General features: G+C 66.0%; 17 protein-coding genes, 1 tRNA gene and 1 pseudogene. 12 read left to right on the forward strand and 7 right to left on the reverse strand.

What is annotated here, in order from left to right:
- Positions 1-66: 66 nt before the first annotated feature.
- Positions 67-1,080, reverse strand: coding sequence for a heat-inducible transcriptional repressor HrcA (gene hrcA, locus ACNH6H_RS11220; RefSeq protein ID WP_418317679.1), 1,014 nt, complete (start codon positions 1,078-1,080; stop codon positions 67-69).
- Positions 1,081-1,163: 83 nt separating this feature from the next.
- Here hrcA and ACNH6H_RS11225 point away from each other — a divergent pair, with 83 nt between their 5' ends.
- The 4 genes from ACNH6H_RS11225 to ACNH6H_RS11240 are packed head-to-tail and all read left to right on the forward strand — an operon-like array spanning position 1,164 to position 5,382.
- The gene (locus tag ACNH6H_RS11225) at positions 1,164-2,039 is read left to right on the forward strand and encodes an NAD kinase (RefSeq protein WP_418317681.1); all 876 of its coding nucleotides are present in this window, start codon (positions 1,164-1,166) and stop codon (positions 2,037-2,039) included.
- A 31-nt stretch (positions 2,040-2,070) separates the two neighbouring features.
- Positions 2,071-3,819: a DNA repair protein RecN gene (gene recN / locus ACNH6H_RS11230; RefSeq protein ID WP_418317683.1), complete on the forward strand. Its 1,749-nt coding sequence runs from the start codon at positions 2,071-2,073 to the stop codon at positions 3,817-3,819.
- A complete protein-coding gene (gene rapZ / locus ACNH6H_RS11235; protein ID WP_418317685.1) occupies positions 3,819-4,751 on the forward strand; it encodes an RNase adapter RapZ in 933 nt (310 codons plus the stop codon). Before recN ends, rapZ begins: the two co-directional genes overlap by 1 nt.
- On the forward strand, positions 4,741-5,382 hold the full coding sequence (locus tag ACNH6H_RS11240; RefSeq protein ID WP_418317687.1) for an LON peptidase substrate-binding domain-containing protein: 642 nt from the start codon (positions 4,741-4,743) through the stop codon (positions 5,380-5,382). The genes rapZ and ACNH6H_RS11240 overlap by 11 nt, the downstream gene beginning before the upstream one ends.
- Positions 5,383-5,405: 23 nt before the next feature.
- On the opposite strand, the gene mutY is transcribed toward ACNH6H_RS11240, so the two are convergent.
- Positions 5,406-6,515, reverse strand: a complete 1,110-nt coding sequence (gene mutY / locus ACNH6H_RS11245) for an A/G-specific adenine glycosylase (protein WP_418317688.1) — start codon at positions 6,513-6,515, stop codon at positions 5,406-5,408.
- The gene (gene mutM / locus ACNH6H_RS11250; protein ID WP_418317690.1) at positions 6,500-7,321 is read right to left on the reverse strand and encodes a bifunctional DNA-formamidopyrimidine glycosylase/DNA-(apurinic or apyrimidinic site) lyase; all 822 of its coding nucleotides are present in this window, start codon (positions 7,319-7,321) and stop codon (positions 6,500-6,502) included. Before mutM ends, mutY begins: the two co-directional genes overlap by 16 nt.
- A gap of 154 nt (positions 7,322-7,475) precedes the next feature.
- Between mutM and ACNH6H_RS11255 the strand changes: the two genes are divergently transcribed.
- From ACNH6H_RS11255 to ACNH6H_RS11290, 8 genes are all read left to right on the forward strand, one after another.
- Positions 7,476-9,266: a tetratricopeptide repeat protein gene (locus ACNH6H_RS11255; protein ID WP_418317692.1), complete on the forward strand. Its 1,791-nt coding sequence runs from the start codon at positions 7,476-7,478 to the stop codon at positions 9,264-9,266.
- A gap of 17 nt (positions 9,267-9,283) precedes the next feature.
- Positions 9,284-9,808, forward strand: coding sequence for an outer membrane lipoprotein LolB (locus ACNH6H_RS11260; protein ID WP_418317693.1), 525 nt, complete (start codon positions 9,284-9,286; stop codon positions 9,806-9,808).
- A 14-nt stretch (positions 9,809-9,822) separates the two neighbouring features.
- The gene (gene ispE, locus ACNH6H_RS11265; RefSeq protein ID WP_418317695.1) at positions 9,823-10,743 is read left to right on the forward strand and encodes a 4-(cytidine 5'-diphospho)-2-C-methyl-D-erythritol kinase; all 921 of its coding nucleotides are present in this window, start codon (positions 9,823-9,825) and stop codon (positions 10,741-10,743) included.
- A gap of 54 nt (positions 10,744-10,797) precedes the next feature.
- Positions 10,798-10,874 (forward strand) — tRNA-Gln (locus ACNH6H_RS11270).
- Between the two features lie 125 nt (positions 10,875-10,999).
- Entirely contained in the window at positions 11,000-11,962 is a 963-nt protein-coding gene (locus tag ACNH6H_RS11275; RefSeq protein WP_418317697.1) for a ribose-phosphate pyrophosphokinase, read from the forward strand.
- Positions 11,963-12,067: 105 nt separating this feature from the next.
- Positions 12,068-12,712 (forward strand): 50S ribosomal protein L25/general stress protein Ctc, encoded by a 645-nt coding sequence (locus ACNH6H_RS11280; RefSeq protein ID WP_418317698.1) that lies wholly within the window; start codon positions 12,068-12,070, stop codon positions 12,710-12,712.
- A gap of 100 nt (positions 12,713-12,812) precedes the next feature.
- Positions 12,813-13,448, forward strand: a complete 636-nt coding sequence (gene pth / locus ACNH6H_RS11285; RefSeq protein ID WP_418317699.1) for an aminoacyl-tRNA hydrolase — start codon at positions 12,813-12,815, stop codon at positions 13,446-13,448.
- A gap of 3 nt (positions 13,449-13,451) precedes the next feature.
- Positions 13,452-13,901: a hypothetical protein gene (locus ACNH6H_RS11290; protein ID WP_418317701.1), complete on the forward strand. Its 450-nt coding sequence runs from the start codon at positions 13,452-13,454 to the stop codon at positions 13,899-13,901.
- On the opposite strand, the gene ACNH6H_RS11295 is transcribed toward ACNH6H_RS11290, so the two are convergent.
- The 4 genes and pseudogenes from ACNH6H_RS11295 to hisF all read right to left on the reverse strand — a co-directional run bounded on the left by ACNH6H_RS11295 (position 13,892) and on the right by hisF (position 16,091).
- Entirely contained in the window at positions 13,892-14,143 is a 252-nt protein-coding gene (locus ACNH6H_RS11295; RefSeq protein ID WP_418317703.1) for a YfhL family 4Fe-4S dicluster ferredoxin, read from the reverse strand. The two genes, ACNH6H_RS11290 and ACNH6H_RS11295, sit on opposite strands and share 10 nt — an antisense overlap.
- A gap of 11 nt (positions 14,144-14,154) precedes the next feature.
- Positions 14,155-14,658: a pantetheine-phosphate adenylyltransferase gene (gene coaD / locus ACNH6H_RS11300; RefSeq protein ID WP_418321286.1), complete on the reverse strand. Its 504-nt coding sequence runs from the start codon at positions 14,656-14,658 to the stop codon at positions 14,155-14,157.
- A gap of 90 nt (positions 14,659-14,748) precedes the next feature.
- Positions 14,749-15,315 (reverse strand): annotated as a pseudogene (rsmD, locus tag ACNH6H_RS11305) (16S rRNA (guanine(966)-N(2))-methyltransferase RsmD); the annotation flags it as partial.
- Entirely contained in the window at positions 15,312-16,091 is a 780-nt protein-coding gene (gene hisF, locus ACNH6H_RS11310; RefSeq protein WP_418317705.1) for an imidazole glycerol phosphate synthase subunit HisF, read from the reverse strand. The pseudogene rsmD and the gene hisF, both read right to left, overlap by 4 nt.
- Positions 16,092-16,102: the final 11 nt, after the last annotated feature.

Raw genomic sequence — 16,102 nt, forward strand, 5'->3', positions numbered from 1 at the left:
CCGGCAGGCCGGCAATGCGGCCTGCGGGTTTTCAGGGGGTCGGGGAAATGCCGCCCGCGACCGCGTTCATTTCGAACTCAGCGCATTGCTGACCAGCCGCGACGTGATGTCGACGATCTGGATCATGCGGTCGTAGGCCATGCGGGTCGGGCCGATCACGCCGAGCGTGCCGACGATCGTGCCGTCGACTTCGTACGGCGCCGAAACGACCGACAACTCCTCGAATGGCACGACCATGCTCTCGCCGCCGATATAGATGCGGATGCCTTCGGCGCGGCTGCTGACGTCGAGCAGCCGCATCAGCTGCGTCTTCTGCTCGAACAGGTCGAAAAGCCGGCGCAGGCTGTTCATGTCGCTGGAAAAATCCTGCACCGTCAGCAGGTTGCGTTCGCCGGAGATCACCACCTGCTCCTGGCTGTCGGCCACCGCCTCGCTGCTGGCCTGCACCGCCGCCTGCATCAGCGTCGAGATTTCGCGCTGCAAGGCATCAACCTCGCCTTTCAGCCGCTCGCGCACCTCGTCGAGCGTCAGCCCGGCATAGTGCGCGGTCAGGTAGTTGCTGGCCTCCTGCAGCTGCGCCGAGGTGTAGTCCTGCGCAGTGAAGATGACGCGGTTCTGCACATCGCCGTCGGGCGCGACCATGATCACCAGCACGCGTTTTTCCGACAGCCGCATGAATTCGATGTGGTGGAACACCGTCGCCTTGCGCGGCGCGGTGACGACGCCGACGAAGTTCGACAGGTTCGACAGCATCTGCGCCGCATTGGCGATCACGCGCTGCGGCTGGTCCGGCGGCAGCTTGGGCTCGACCGGCGTGAACGACTGCAGCTGGCGCGGTTGCGCGGTCAGCATCGCATCGACAAACAAGCGGTAGCCTTTGGCGGTCGGGATGCGGCCGGCGCTGGTGTGCGGGCTGGCGATCAGACCGAGTTCTTCGAGGTCGGCCATCACGTTGCGGATCGTTGCCGGCGACAGCTCGAGCCCGGATGCCTTCGACAGCGTGCGCGAGCCGACCGGCTGCCCGTCGGCGATATATCGCTCGACGAGTGTTTTCAGCAGGGTTTTGGCACGGTCGTCCATCGCAGTTTTCATTGTAGGGGTCGGGGGCCGAATGGGGCCGATTCAGCCGCGGTCACCGAGGGTGCTGTGGTGTAATCGCCCGCATGGTGAGCCGGTTCCGTCATGTTGCGTTGGTAGGTAAATACCAGGCCCAGGGAATCGGCGGCGTGCTGCTCGATATTGCGCATTTTTTCGACCGCCGCGGCATCGAGGTATCACTCGATGCCGATACCGCACTGGCTACCGGCATCACCGACTTTCCGGCGCTGAAGCCGGCGCAACTCGGCGAACGCTGCGACCTCGCGGTGGTTGTCGGCGGCGACGGCACGATGCTCGGCACCGCGCGGCAGTTTGCCGTCCACGGCGTGCCGCTGATCGGCATCAACCAGGGCCGGCTCGGCTTCATCACCGACATTTCGGTGAACCAGTTTGCGCAGGCGCTCGAGCCGATGATCGACGGCGATTTTGTCGAGGAGCGCCGCACGATGCTCGAAGGCAAGGTCTGGCGCGACGGCCGCTCGATCTTCGAGAGTTTTGCCGTCAACGACATCGTCGTCAGCCGTGGCGGCACCGCGAGCATGGTCGAGCTGAAGATCGACATCGGCGACGAATTTGTCGCCAACTTGCGCGCCGACGGCCTGATCCTCGGTTCACCGACCGGATCGACCGCCTATGCGCTGTCGGCCGGCGGGCCGATCCTGCATCCGAGCATCGCCGGCTGGGTGCTGGTGCCGATTGCGCCGCACGACCTGTCGAACCGGCCCATCGTCCTGCCCGACTCGGTCGACACGGTGATCGAGATCGTCGCCGGCCGCGAGATCAGCGTCAATTTCGACATGCAGACGCTGGCCAGCCTGCTGCACGGCGACCGCGTCGTGATCCGCCGTTCACCCCACGGCGTGCGCTTCCTCCACCCGCTTGGGTGGAGTTATTACGCGACATTGCGGCGCAAACTGCATTGGCATTCTGGAACCTCATGAACCAAGCTCGTCGCGGCAAGGAAGATTACGAATGTTGAGGCGGCTCGGGTTGCGGGACTTCGTCATCGTCAGCGAACTCGAGGTCGAGTTCGACGGCGGGTTTTCGGCGTTGACCGGTGAAACCGGGGCCGGCAAGTCGATCCTCGTCGATGCATTGCAGCTCGCGCTCGGCAGCCGGGGGGACGCTGGCGTCGTCCGCGAGGGTGCGAGCCGGGCCGATATCAGCGCCGAGTTCGACACGCCGGCCAGCCTGCAAAGCTGGCTCGACGACGCCGGCTTTGCGCTCGGTTCGCCCGACGACGAGCGGCTGCTGCTGCGCCGCAGCATCGACGCCCAGGGCAAGAGCCGGGCCTGGATCAACGGCGGCAGCGCCACCGTCGCGCAACTGCGCGAGGCGGCCGATCACCTGGTCGATATCCACGGCCAGCATGCCTGGCAGAGCCTGACCCGCGCGCCGGCGGTGCGTGCGCTGCTCGACGGTTTTGCCGGTGTCGACGCGGCGCCGCTGGCCGCGGCATTTGCAGGCTGGAAATCGGCCAGCGACACCTTGGCCGAGGCGCAGACCGGCCAGGCCGAGCTGCAGCGCGAGCGCGAGCGGCTGGCCTGGCAGATCGGTGAAATCGACAAGCTGGCGCCGGGCGCGGAGGAATGGGCCGAGCTCGACGCCGAACACCGCAAGCTGTCGAATGCACAGGCGCTGATCGACGCGGCCCGCGACGCGCTGGCGGCGATCAGCGAAAACGAACCGGCGGCCGACCAGCTGACGCAGCGTGCGATCGATGCGCTCGATTCGGCGGCCGGCATCGACGCGGCACTGGTCGACGTTGTCGAGGCGCTGCGTGGCGCGCAGGCGCAGCTGCAGGATGCCGCGCACAGCCTGTCGAGTTATCTGCACCACACCGAGCCGGAGCCGGATCGGCTGCAGGCGATCGACGAGCGGCTGTCTGCATGGATCGCGCTCGCGCGCCGCTACCGCCGCGCGCCGGAGGATCTGCCGGCGCTGCTCGCGCAATGGAAAGCCGAGGCGCAGGCGCTCGATGCCGCCAGCGACCTCGACGGGCTGCAGCAGGCCGCCGAGAAGGCGCGCGCGGCCTTCGAAGCGGAGGCAAAACGCGTCGGCGCGCTGCGCAGCAAGGCGGCGCCGAAACTGTCGGCGGCGATCACGCAGGCGATGCAGCAGCTCGGCATGGCCGGCGGCCGCTTCGAGGTCGCATTGGTCAAGCAGGACAAGCCGCAATCGTTCGGCCATGAATCGGCCGAATTTCTGGTGGCCGGGCACCAGGGCAGCACGCCAAGACCGATGGCCAAGGTCGCGTCGGGCGGCGAGTTGTCGCGGATTGCACTGGCGGTGGCCGTGACGACCAGCGCGATCAAGCCGGGCCGCTCCGAGCAGCTTGCCGGCACGCTGATCTTCGACGAGATCGATGCCGGCGTCGGCGGTGCGATCGCTGACACGGTCGGCCGCCTGATGAAGCAGCTTGGCAGCGACCGCCAGGTGCTCGCGGTCACGCACCTGCCGCAGGTTGCGGCCTGTGCCGACCACCATTTCGTCGTCGCGAAACAGGCTGCCGACGGCCGCACCGTCAGCCAGGTCAGCGCCGTCAGCGGCGAGGCGCGGGTTGCCGAAATCGCCCGCATGCTGGCCGGCGAACGGCTGTCGGGCACCAGCCTCGCCCATGCCGAGGAGATGCTGACGCATGGTTCGCGCTCGATTGCGGCAGCGGTCGCCGACGAGCCGGTACCGGCAGTCGCGGCACGCTCGGCGCGCAGGAATCCGTGATGGCGACAGCCGAAACCCCGCCACGGCAGCCCGCCGAGCAGAAAACCGGACCGGCCAGGCAGCAGATCGTCGTCGTGACCGGCATTTCCGGCTCCGGCAAATCGGTGGCCTTGCACGCCCTCGAGGATTCGGGTTTTTTCTGTGTCGACAACCTGCCGCCAGAACTGCTGCCGCAGTTCCTCGCGCTCGGCCAGGCGCGTTCGCAGCCGCGGATCGCGGTGGCGGTCGACGTCCGTGCCGTCGGTTCGCTGCCGGCATTGCTGCCGCAACTGGTCCGGATGCGCGCGGCCGACCTGCTGGTGCGCACCGTCTTTCTCGATTCGAGCACCGATGCGCTGGTGCGCCGGTTCTCCGAAACCCGGCGGCCGCATCCGCTGTCGCAAGGCATGCACCTCGGACGCGATATCGGCGACGGCCACCGGGCATTGATCGATGCGATCGAACTCGAACGCGAATTGCTCGCCGACCTGCGCGAGGTGTCGACCGTGATCGATACCAGCCAGTTGCAGCCGGCGCAGCTGCGGCTGTGGCTGCGCGACCTGGTCGACATCCGCGAACACCGCCTGACGCTGGTCTTCCAATCGTTCGCCTACAAACAAGGGGTACCGCTCGACGCCGACATGGTGTTCGATGTGCGGGTGTTGCCGAACCCCTTCTATGTGCATGAACTGCGCGCGCTGAACGGCCGCGACGCTGCAGTGGCCGACTATCTGCGCGTCGATGCCGACGTCGCCGAAATGCAGGACCAGATCGAATCCTTCCTCGACCGCTGGCTGCCGAGCTTCGAGGCCGATCACCGCAGTTATCTGACGGTCGCGATCGGCTGCACCGGCGGTCAGCACCGATCGGTCTACATGGCCGAAACGCTGGCCAGGCGCTTTGCCGGCCGCAATGCGACGCTGGTGCGACATCGCGAGCTCGATGAGCGCTGACCGGCAAGTCGGCGAGCAGGAGCGCGACTCGTTCGAGTTGCCGCTATTTCCGCTGCGCTCGGTGCTGTTTCCGGGCGGTCTGCTCGGATTGAAGGTGTTCGAGGTGCGTTATCTCGACCTGATTGGCGCCTGTCTGCGTTCCGCGACCGGCTTCGGCGTCGTCGCGCTGCGCCAGGGATCGGAAGTTCGCGTCGGCGAGGAACCGGTCGATCTGGAGACGATCGGCGTGGCTGCCGAGATCCTCGATGTCGACAGTCCGCAAAGCGGCATCCTGAATGTGCGTTGCCGCGGCAGCCGACGTTTTGCGACCAGCGCGGTGCGCCAGCAGGACGATGGCCTGTGGATCGCGCAGGCGCAATGGCTGCCCGACGATGAGCCGGCAGCCGTCGACGACAAGCTGCAGGCCAGCGCCAAGGCGCTGGTCAGCGCCGTCGATGCCCTCCACGCCCAGGGTGCCAGGCCATTTCTCGAACCGCTGCAATTCGACGACGCCGGCTGGGTCGCCAATCGCTGGTGCGAACTGCTGCCGATTCCACTGGCTGCGAAGCAGAAACTGATGGCACTCGACGACCCGCTGATCAGGCTCGGGCTGGTCGACGAGTTTCTACGCAAGAAGGGCGTGGTCTCCTGACCTCGCGCCGACCGGTACAGCCGTCACTGCCCCTGCAACGCCGGCAGTATCTTGCGCAGCGCGGCGGGCAGGCCGAGCGAAGCGACTTCATCGTGGGCAAACCAGCGGCCGCGGGCTGCGTCGGGCAACTGCCCGGTGATGCGGACGAGCTCGGGCTCGGTCAACGCGTCGGGCAGCAGGTGCTGCACCGGATGCAGCTGCCAGTCGAGGTGCGTCAATACATGCTTGAACGGCGGCAGCGCGCGACTGTCGCCGGGCCAGCCAGCGCCCACCCTGTCCAATGCGGCTGCATCCTCGAATTCGCTGAGGCTCCACAGGCTGGCCCAGATGCCCTGCGGCGGCCTTTGCACCAGCCACATCCGGCCGCGCCAGACCAGGCTCAGCCAATGGCTGCTGCGGCGGCTGCGTTTCAGCCGGCGCGTCTTCAGCGGAAAGCGTTCCGGCTCGCCCAGCTCGGCAGCGACGCAGTCGGCTCGCAGCGGGCACGCCGCGCAGTCGGGTGCGCGTTGGCTGCAAATGCCCGCGCCGAGGTCCATCAGCCCTTGCGTATAAGCGGCGATACCGGTCGCCGCACCGTTGTCGTACACGCCCGCAGGCGGCAGCAAGCGGGTTGCCGCGTCCCATAAAACCCGCTGCTGCGCCGCCTGCGCCAGATCGCCATCGAAGCCGAGGCAGCGGCTGAGCACCCGCTTGACGTTGCCGTCGAGGATGGCGACATGTTCGCCAAAACAGAAGGCAGCGATCGCCGCTGCGGTTGACTGGCCGATGCCGGGCAGTTCGGCCAGTTGTGCCGCATGGCGCGGAAATTCCCCGCCGTGTACTTCGACAACCACCGTCGCGCAGCGATGCAAATTGCGCGCCCTGCTGTAGTAGCCGAGGCCGCTCCACAGTGCGAGCACTTCATCGAGTGATGCCGCGGCAAGGCCACGCACGTCCGGAAAACGTGCCAGAAACCGCTCGTAATATCCGAGCACCGTCGCGACTTGTGTCTGCTGCAGCATGATCTCGGACAGCCAGACGCGGTAGGGATCGCGGCTTTGCTGCCATGGCAGGCTGTGTCGGCCGGCGCTGCGCTGCCAGTCGATGACCCGCTGCGCGATCGTCGCGCCGCCGGTACTCAGCGCCGCTGGCATGACGGGCAGAAAAAGGTCGAGCGCTGCGCCTGCACGATGCGCCGGATCGTCGTGCCACAGCTTGGACACGGTTCACCGGCGCGGCCATAAACAGCAGCTTGCAGCTGGAACTGGCCGGCCATGCCATGGGCATCACGGAAATCGCGCAGCGTCGAGCCGCCGAGGGCCAGCGCGCGCGCCAGCGTATCGCGCACCGCCGTGGCGAGCCGTTCGCTGCGCGGCCGGCTCAGGCGGTCGCTGCGCAGCCGCGGATTGATGCCGGCGGCAAACAGCGCTTCGCAGGCGTAGATGTTGCCGGCGCCGACGACGATGTCGCCGCCGAGCAGCGCCTGCTTGACGGCAACGCGGCGCCGCTGCAGCGCGGCATGCAGAAAAGCACCGGTGAATGCCGGGTCGAACGGTTCGAGCCCCAGCCCGGCCAGCAGCCGGGCCGCCGCACCGCTGCGCTGGTCGGCCGACCAGACGACCGCGCCGAAGCGGCGCGGATCGGTCAGCCGCAGGTGGCCGCGAGTCGTCGCGAGCTCGAAATGATCGTGTGTGCCCAGCGGCCCCAGCGACTGCAGGTCGCCAAAGGCAAGCGAGCCCGACATGCCGAGATGCATCAGCAGGCCGCCGGTTTCGAGGGGTAGCCAAAGGTATTTGCCACGGCGCTCTGCCTGGCCGACGGTTTTTTCAAGCAAGGCCTCCGCCGTGCAGCCGAGCGGCCAGCGCAGCGGCTTGCCGACGGTGACGCCGATGACCCGGGCGCCGGCGATGCGGTCGGCAAAACTCTGGCGGGTGATCTCGACTTCCGGCAGTTCAGGCATCGGCGGATTATCCCTGCGCATCTCTGCGCCAGACGCGCCTCGGCCTGTGGCCTTGCACGCCAATCCACTACTGGCACATGGGTCGGAAAGAGGCCTGTTTTAGAATCGGCAATCGCAACAGGAGCTGTCAATGGCTGGAATATTTGCCCGCCTGATGAGCCGTCGCAGCACTGCGGCAGGCGCCGCGGCGGGATTGGCGCTCGGCTTGCTCGCGGCGCCAGCGCAGGCCCAGCCGACGGCCAAGCCGAGCTCGCTGGCCCTCGCGGCAAGCGGCCCGCAGGTCGACAATTCGGCGCTCGATGCGCAGTTGTTCTATCAGCTGCTGATCGGCGAACTCGAATTGCGCGCCGGTGCGCCCGGCACTGCCTTCCAGATCATCCTTGACGCCGCGCGCAAGGAGCGCAACGAGCAGTTGTTCAAGCGGGCTGCCGATATTGCATTGCAGGCGCGCGCCGGCGAACAGTCGCTGATTGCCGCCCGAGCCTGGCGCAAGGCGCTGCCGAAATCGCTCGATGCGCACCGCTACGAAATCCAGCTGCTGGTGGCGCTGGGCCGGCCGATCGAGACCCAGGACCCGCTCAAATCGCTGATCCGGCTGACGCCGGCGGCGGAGCGCGCGGCGCTGATCAATTCGCTGCCGCGCTTTTTTGCCAATGCCAGCGACAAGAAGGCGATCCCGCCGCTGCTCGAGGAAGTGCTTACCGAATTTACCGAGGAGCCGGCAAGCCGGCTGGCGGCACTGCAGGCGCTGTCCGGTGCCTGGCTGATTGCCCAGGAGCCGGCAACCGCGCTGACCCTGGCGCGGCGCGCACAAGGTATCGACCCGGCGTCCGAGGCGACGCTGCTGCTTGCATTGCAGCTGCTGCCGACGGCACCGGAAGCGGAAAGCCTGGTCACCACCTTTTTCGAGGTGCAGCCCGACAACGTCAACATGCGCATGTTGTATGCGCGTGTGCTCAGCGGCGCGCAGCGTTTCACCGATGCGATTGCGCAGCTCGAACTGGTGACGCGCATCGCACCCGATCGGGCGAGCGCCTGGCTGACGCTTGGCGCACTGCAACTCGAGGTGAGGCATGCGCGCGAGGCGACGGCGTCGCTTGAAAAATTCCTGGCATTGAGCGACGCCGGCGGCGCAAGTCTGGCTGCCGACAACGACGACACCGGCGGCAACGTCGAGCAGGCGCGGATACAGGCCTGGCTGATGCTGGCCCAGGCCGCCGAACAGCGCGGCGAATACAAGGCCGCCGAAGACTGGCTGGCGCGGGTCGACAATCCGCAACGCGCGCTCGAGGTGCAGCAGCGCCGTGCCTCGCTGCTCGCCAAACAAGGCAAGATCGCCGAAGCCCGGGCACTGATCCAGAAGCTGCCCGACAAGGATGTCGAGGCGACGCGCTCGAAACTGTTTGCCGAATCGCAGCTGCTGCGCGACGCGAAGATGTGGAAGGAGGCCGATGCGGTGCTGTCGAAAGGCCTCGAGCGGTTCAAGGACGACGTCGACATCATGTACGAGAAGTCGATGCTCGCCGAGAAGCTCGACAACATGGCCGAGATGGAGCGGCTGTTGCGGCGCGTGATCGAGCTGAAGCCGAAGCACCACCATGCGCACAACGCCCTCGGCTATTCACTTGCCGAACGCAATATCCGCCTGCCCGAAGCCAAGCAGTTGATCGAGAAGGCACTCGAGCTGGCGCCCGGCGATCCGTTCATCACCGACAGCCTCGGCTGGGTCGAATACCGGCTTGGCAATATGAGCGAGGCGCTGCGGCTGCTGCGCAAGGCCTACCAGATGCGCCCGGATACCGAAATCGGCGCCCACCTCGGTGAGGTCTTGTGGGTCAGCGGCCAGACCGACGAGGCGCGCCGGATCTGGCGCGAAGCACGTGGCCGGGATGCCGGCAATGACGTGCTGCGCGAGACGCTGGCACGTCTGCGCGCCGATCTGTGAACGCGGCTGCGGCCGCCGTGCCCATCTTCTTTCGCTGGCTGGCAGCGAGCCTGCTGATTGCGCTGCTGGCCGGCTGTGCCAGTGCGCCGCCGGCCGACCCGGCCGAGCGGCTCAGCGGGCGCCTTGCGGTGCGCGTCGCCGGCGATGCGGCTGCGGCAGAACGGTCGATGACGGTCGCCTTCGAATTGCGCGGCGACCCGCAGCGCGGGCGGATCGAATTCAGCACGCCGCTCGGCAGCGTCGTCGCACGCGCGAGTTGGACGCCGGGTGAGGTGCTGCTGGTGACCGAACAGGGCGAGCAGCGCTTCGCCGATCTCGACCGGATGAGCCAGGAGGTGCTGGGCGAGGTGGTGCCGGTGGCCGCGCTGTTCGACTGGTTGCGCGGCCGGCCGTGGCCCGGTGCGCCGAGCCGCGTCGTCACCGGCGGTTTTGCACAGCTCGGCTGGACGGTCGACCTGACCCGTTTTGCCGACGCGTTGATCATTGCGCGCCGCGACGCTGCGCCGGTCGTGACGGTGAGAGCCATCGTCGACAGCCGCTGACGACAGCTCGTACCATGGGTCTGCGCAGCATCGTCGATGTGCCGGCACCGGCCAAGCTGAACCTTTTCCTGCATGTGATCGGCCGCCGCGCCGATGGCTACCACCTGCTGCAATCGGTGTTCGTGCTGATCGACTGGTGCGACACCCTGCACTTCGAGCGGCGCGACGATGGCGTGCTGCGCCGCCACGACCTCGCCGAGCCGCTGCCGGCCGACGACCTGTGCCTGCGTGCCGCACGCGCGTTGCAGCAGGCCGGCGGCTGCCGGCTCGGTGCCGATATCTCGATCGACAAGCAGCTGCCGAGCGGAGCCGGCATGGGCGGTGGCAGTTCCGACGCCGCGAGCACGCTGCTCGCGCTGAACCGGTTGTGGGGCCTCGATCTGCCACGCGCACGACTGCTTGAGATTGCATTGACGCTCGGTGCCGACGTGCCGTTTTTTGTCGGCGGACACAATGCCTGGGTCGAGGGCATCGGCGAGCGCCTGACGCCTGTCGAGGTGCCGGCGCAATGGCTCGCTGTTGTCAAACCGCCGACGAATATCCCGACCGCGGGGATTTTCAACAGCCCATTGCTGGTCAGGGACAGCGAAGCTGCTACAATCTTAGGCTTTCTTGCAAGCGATGGTCTGGCTCAGCTGGCTAGCGGCTTCGGTCGCAATGATCTGCAGAGTGCAGCCGAAGCGGTTTGTGGCGAAGTGGCTGAAGCGGGCCGGTGGTTGACGGCACGTTTCGGCAACAGCCGGATGACCGGATCGGGCAGTGCCGTGTTTGCAAGAGCTGGATTGAGGTTTGAGAACGCCGCGGTCGACCGTGGTGCTGAACGTCCACCCGAGGCGATGCTGCCGCAGGATCTTCCTGCGGGATGGGTTGGCAGGATGTGCCGCAGTCTGGCGCTTCACCCGCTAGCGGGTTGGGCGCATGACCGTGTTGCGTAGGTGCTGCCCAGGCAGCACCGAGGTTTCGGAGAACGGTTCCGCCGTTGTCCGTAGAGGGGAGTCGCCAAGTTGGTCAAGGCATCGGATTTTGATTCCGACATGCGAGGGTTCGAGTCCTTCCTCCCCTGCCAAGAATTCTGAAATCCCGGAGTTCGAGCGAAAGCGGTGAACCCTGACCGGGACGCCGCGATGCGACCGACGCCGGGGCTGTGACGAAAGGGAACCTGTGCTTCCCCAGAGCCTCGACGGAGGAAACGTGCTGTTCAATACCCTGCTGTTCACCGGCAACGCCAATCCCGAACTCGGTCGGGAGATCGCGGCCCAGCTCGGCATCGAACTCGGCAAGGCCAAGGTTGGCCGCTTCTCCGATGGCGAAGTCGACATCGAGATCCAGCAGAATGTCCGCGCCCGCGACATCTTCGTGCTGCAGCCGACCTGTGCGCCGACCAACGAGAACCTGATGGAGCTGTGCATCATGGTCGATGCACTGAAGCGCGCATCGGCCCGGCGTGTCACCGCGGTGATTCCGTATTTCGGTTATGCGCGCCAGGACCGCCGTCCGCGTTCGACGCGGGTGCCGATCAGCGCGAAGGTGGTTGCCAACATGCTCGAGGCGGTCGGCGTCGAGCGGCTGCTGACGATGGATCTGCACGCCGACCAGATCCAGGGCTTCTTCAATATCCCGGTCGACAACATCTATGCGTCCCCGGTGCTGCTGTCGGATCTGCACACCAAGCGCTACAAGGACCTGGTCGTCGTGTCGCCTGACGTCGGTGGCGTCGTTCGCGCCCGCGCGCTGGCCAAGCAGCTCGACTGCGACCTGGCGATCATCGACAAGCGGCGGCCGAAAGCCAACGTCTCCGAAGTGATGCACGTGATCGGCGAGATCGACGGCCGCAACTGCGTGATCATGGACGACATGATCGATACCGCCGGCACGCTGGTGAAGGCGGCCGAGGTGCTGAAGGAACGTGGCGCGAAAAGCGTCTATGCCTACTGCACGCACGCGGTGTTCTCCGGCCCGGCGATCGACCGCATCAATGCGTCGCAGCTTGACGAAGTGGTGATCACGAACACCATCCCGCTGAGCGACGTCGGCAAGGGCTGCGGCAAGGTCCGGCAGCTGTCGGTTGCATTCCTGTTCGCCGAAACGATCCGTCGCATTTCCGACGGCGAGTCGGTGACCTCGTTGTTTGCGGAGCAGAACAGCAATTTCTGATCCGCGGGCACGTTCCCGGCCACGTGGTCGGGGGCATCGAGGGGCCGGCAACGGCCCCGTTTACCGGCACCTGGTCGCGGGTGCCATGTTCCAATTGGAGATCACATGAAATTCACAGCTTACGAGCGCAGTCTGCAGGGGACCGGAGCGAGCCGCCGCCTGCGACTCGCCAACAAGGTGCCCGGCATCGTTTATGGTGGCGGCGATCCGACGATGATCGAGCTCGACCACAATGCATTGTTCTTCGCGCTGAAGAAGGAAGCCTTCCATTCGTCGATCCTCGAGATGGAATTGAACGGCAAGACCGAGCAGGTGCTGCTGCGTGACCAGCAGATGCACCCGTACAAGCCGATCGTGCTGCACGTCGACTTCCAGCGCGTCGGACCGACGACGAAGATCACGAAGAAGGTTCCGCTGCACTACTCCGGCGAAGAGAATTCCGACGCCGTCAAGATCGACAAGTGCCTGGTCAACCACGTGGTCAACGAGCTGCCGATCGCCTGCCTGGCGTCTGCGCTGCCGGAATTCCTCGAGGTCGACCTGAGCAACCTGAAGAAGGGTGACGCGCTGCACGTCAACGACATCAAGCTGCCGGACGGCATCAAGGTCGTCACGCAGGGCAAGCCGAATCCGGTGATCGTCACGGTCGTCAACCCGGCCGAAGAGGAAGAAGAAATCGCACCGGTCGTGGTTGCCGCTGCGCCTGAGAAGGGCAAGGCAAAGAAGAGCGAAAAGCAGAACAAGAAATGATGCCTGCTGCGCGCGGCCGATTCGATCGCGCCGCTGCAACTCTTTCAAACCCCACCTCGGTGGGGTTTTTTCTTGCCAGCTGCCATCGATAATCCGCGACATGATCCGACTGCTCGTTGGCCTCGGCAATCCGGGGCACGAATATGAAGCGACCCGTCACAACGCCGGTTTCTGGTTTGTCGACGAAGCGGCGCGGCATCTGAAGGTGCAACTGGCCGCGGACCGCAGCTATTTCGGCCATGTCGGCCGTCTGAATCGCCAGGAAGGTGCGTTGTGGCTGCTGCAGCCGATGACTTACATGAACCTGTCGGGCAAGGCGGTCGGCGCGCTGGCGCGCTTCTTCAAGATCGCGCCGGAAGAGATCCTCGTCGTCCACGATGAACTCGATCTGCTGCCCGGCCAGGTCAAGCTCAAGCGCGCCGGCAGCCATGCCGGCCACAACGGGCTGAAGGATATCCAGGCGCAGCTCGGCAGCGCCGATTTCTGGCGCCTGCGCATCGGCATCGGCCATCCCGGAACGCGCTCCGAGGTCGTCGACCATGTGCTGCGCAAGCCGCCGCTGGCCGAACGCCAGCTGATCGACGAGGCGATCACCGTGTCGATGAAGGCACTCGATCTGCTGCTTGCCGGGGACATGGAACGCGCGATGATGCGCATCCACGTGAAGCCGGCAAAGCCGAAGCCGGCCACGGCGCCCACGATCTCGGCAAAAACACCGGGGCCTGCGGAGGAATGACAGATGCAGCAGATCGTCGCCAACAGCATCGCGGCCGTTGTTCTTTCGATCAGCTTGTGTACTGCCGCCGCAGCGCAGACGGTCTACCGCTGCGGGCCCGCCGGCAACCAGTATTCGCAGCAGCCCTGCGCCGACGGCAAGGCCGTTGATGTCAGCGACCGGCGCAGCACGGAGCAGCTGGCCGATGCGCGCAAGGCGACCGCCGAGCAACGTCGCGTTGCGCTGCTGATGGCGCGCGAGCGGGTCGCCGCGGAGCGGGCCAATCCACCGGCTGCCGCCGGTTCAATCGGACCGAGGCCGACGGCGGATGAGCCGGAAAACGCCAGGCGGCCAGCTCCGGCCAAACGAACGACGCCGAAGAAGCCTGCGTCAGCGGCGCAAGACGACAGGCACTTCGCTGCCGTCGTGCCGGGCAGCGGCCGTCGCGGCCAGAAGAAGCAAGCTCAGCCCTGAGCCTGCAGGCGGCGGTATTTCGCCCACAGCGTTTCCTTGTCCTCGACATTGGCCGGATCGACCGGAATGCACTCGACCGGGCAGACCTGCACACATTGCGGCTCGTCGAAATGACCGACGCACTCGGTGCAGCGCTTCGGGTCGATCACATAGAAATCCTCACCCATCGAGATCGCCTGGTTCGGGCACTCGGGCTCGCAGACATCGCAATTGATGCATTCGTCGGTGATCGTCAGTGCCATTTCAGCCCGCCTCAGTCTTTCTGATTCTTCACCCGCTGTTGCAGCCGATGCAGAACGGACGGTGACACAAATTTGGAAACATCACCGTTCAAGGTGGCAATCTCGCGGACGAAGGTGCCGGAGACAAACTGGAACTGGTCACTCGGCGTCATGAAGACGGTTTCGACGTCCGGCATCAGCTGCCGGTTCATCCCGGCCATCTGGAATTCGTATTCGAAATCGCTGACCGCCCGCAGCCCGCGCACCACCACCTTGCCGTTGTTGGCAACCACGAAGTCGCTGAGCAGGCCACGGAAAAGAATCACCTCGACATTTGAATATTTGTTCGCAAGCTCGGTTGCGATCTCCATCCGTTCGTCGAGCGAAAACAGCGTGCGTTTGTGATGCCCGGCTGCCACCGCAACGATCAGCCGCTCGAACAAACGGCTGGCGCGACGCATCAGGTCTTCGTGGCCGAGTGTCATCGGATCGAAGGTGCCTGGGTAGACAGCGGTAAGTTGGGTGGCTGAAGTCAAGTGCACACTCCTGCTGGATGGCGGCCAACGGCAACGCCGGCCGATGAGTTTAGCTGCCTGCATCCCGGGCCCGGGCTGGCGCTGCAGCAACTGGAACCATACCCTGCCGGCCTTGGCCTGGCGAAACAATTGCAGGCCCATGGTCTCGACACCGACCGGATCGACCGGTCGATCGGATTCGATGTAGATGAATCCAGCGGGAACGACCAGCCGCAACGCTGCTTGCAATGCAACGGCGTCAAGGCCGGCGTCGAATGGCGGGTCGAGAAATATCAGCTCGAAGCGGTCGCTGGCGGCGCGCGCCATATAAGCCAGCGCATCGACCTGTTCGACGCGGATATTCGTCGCATGCAGCCGCTCAGCCGACTCGCGCAGCCGCCTCGCCTGCCCAGCATGGCGCTCGAGCAGCACCACCTCGGGGGCGCCGCGCGATGCCGCCTCGAAGCCCAGCGCACCGCTGCCGGCAAATGCGTCGAGGCAGCGCCAGCCGTCGAGTTGCTGACCCAGCCAGTTGAACAGCGTGACGCGGACCCGATCGGGCGTCGGCCGCAAGCCCGGCAGGTCGGCGACTGGCAGCTTGCTTCGTTTCCATTGGCCACCGATGATCCGGACCTCGGCCGCTGGCGGCTTTTCGCCGGCCGCTCGAATCGGCTTCACTGGCGGACCGCGATGCCGTCGCGGGCCAGCATCGCCTTCGCCTGGCCGACCGTGAATTCGCCGTAATGGAAGATGCTGGCGGCCAGCACCGCGTCGGCGCCGCCGATGCGGATGCCGTCCGACAGGTGCTCGAGCGCGCCGACGCCGCCCGACGCAATCACCGGCACCGGCACCGCATCGCTGACGGCGCGGGTCAGTTCGAGGTCGAAGCCGCTTTTTGTGCCGTCGCGGTCCATGCTGGTCAGCAGCAGTTCGCCTGCACCAACGGCCACCATCCGGCGCGCCCATTCGACCGCATCGAGGCCGGTATTTTTCCGTCCGCCGTGGCTGTAGACATCCCAGCCCGGTCCGCGGGCGTCGATTTCGCCATCGTGGCGGCGTTTGGCATCGATCGCGACGACGATGCACTGCGCGCCATAACGCGCCGAGGCCTCGTGGATCACCGACGGATTGGCGATCGCCGCCGAATTGAAGCTGACCTTGTCGGCACCGGCATTCAGCAGGCGGCGCACGTCGGCCACCGTGCGCACGCCGCCGCCGACGGTCAGCGGGATGAAGACCTGCGACGCGACCGCCTCGATGATGTGCAGGATCACATCGCGGTCGTCGCTGGTCGCGGTGATGTCGAGAAAGGTCAGTTCGTCGGCACCCTGCTCGTTGTAGCGGGCGGCGATCTCGACCGGGTCGCCGGCATCGCGCAGTTCGACAAAATTGACGCCCTTGACGACCCTGCCGCCGGTGACGTCGAGACAGGGAATGATCCGCTTGGCAAGCATCCGTGAACGAT

Origin of the sequence: Pseudideonella sakaiensis (genome assembly GCF_048320135.1) — a bacterium.
GTDB lineage: Bacteria > Pseudomonadota > Gammaproteobacteria > Burkholderiales > Burkholderiaceae_C > Ideonella_A > Ideonella_A sakaiensis_A.

Excerpts from the sequence above, each read along its gene's own strand:
- hisF (WP_418317705.1), bottom strand. The coding sequence starts at position 16,091 with ATGCTTGCCAAGCGGATCATTCCCTGTCTCGACGTCACCGGCGGCAGG.
- recN (WP_418317683.1), top strand. The coding sequence starts at position 2,071 with ATGTTGAGGCGGCTCGGGTTGCGGGACTTCGTCATCGTCAGCGAACTC.
- ACNH6H_RS11240 (WP_418317687.1), top strand. The coding sequence starts at position 4,741 with ATGAGCGCTGACCGGCAAGTCGGCGAGCAGGAGCGCGACTCGTTCGAG.
- pth (WP_418317699.1), top strand. The coding sequence starts at position 12,813 with ATGATCCGACTGCTCGTTGGCCTCGGCAATCCGGGGCACGAATATGAA.
- ispE (WP_418317695.1), top strand. The coding sequence starts at position 9,823 with ATGGGTCTGCGCAGCATCGTCGATGTGCCGGCACCGGCCAAGCTGAAC.
- hrcA (WP_418317679.1), bottom strand. The coding sequence starts at position 1,080 with ATGGACGACCGTGCCAAAACCCTGCTGAAAACACTCGTCGAGCGATAT.
- ACNH6H_RS11280 (WP_418317698.1), top strand. The coding sequence starts at position 12,068 with ATGAAATTCACAGCTTACGAGCGCAGTCTGCAGGGGACCGGAGCGAGC.
- rapZ (WP_418317685.1), top strand. The coding sequence starts at position 3,819 with ATGGCGACAGCCGAAACCCCGCCACGGCAGCCCGCCGAGCAGAAAACC.
- mutY (WP_418317688.1), bottom strand. The coding sequence starts at position 6,515 with ATGCCAGCGGCGCTGAGTACCGGCGGCGCGACGATCGCGCAGCGGGTC.
- mutM (WP_418317690.1), bottom strand. The coding sequence starts at position 7,321 with ATGCCTGAACTGCCGGAAGTCGAGATCACCCGCCAGAGTTTTGCCGAC.
- ACNH6H_RS11295 (WP_418317703.1), bottom strand. The coding sequence starts at position 14,143 with ATGGCACTGACGATCACCGACGAATGCATCAATTGCGATGTCTGCGAG.
- ACNH6H_RS11225 (WP_418317681.1), top strand. The coding sequence starts at position 1,164 with ATGGTGAGCCGGTTCCGTCATGTTGCGTTGGTAGGTAAATACCAGGCC.
- ACNH6H_RS11290 (WP_418317701.1), top strand. The coding sequence starts at position 13,452 with ATGCAGCAGATCGTCGCCAACAGCATCGCGGCCGTTGTTCTTTCGATC.
- ACNH6H_RS11255 (WP_418317692.1), top strand. The coding sequence starts at position 7,476 with ATGAGCCGTCGCAGCACTGCGGCAGGCGCCGCGGCGGGATTGGCGCTC.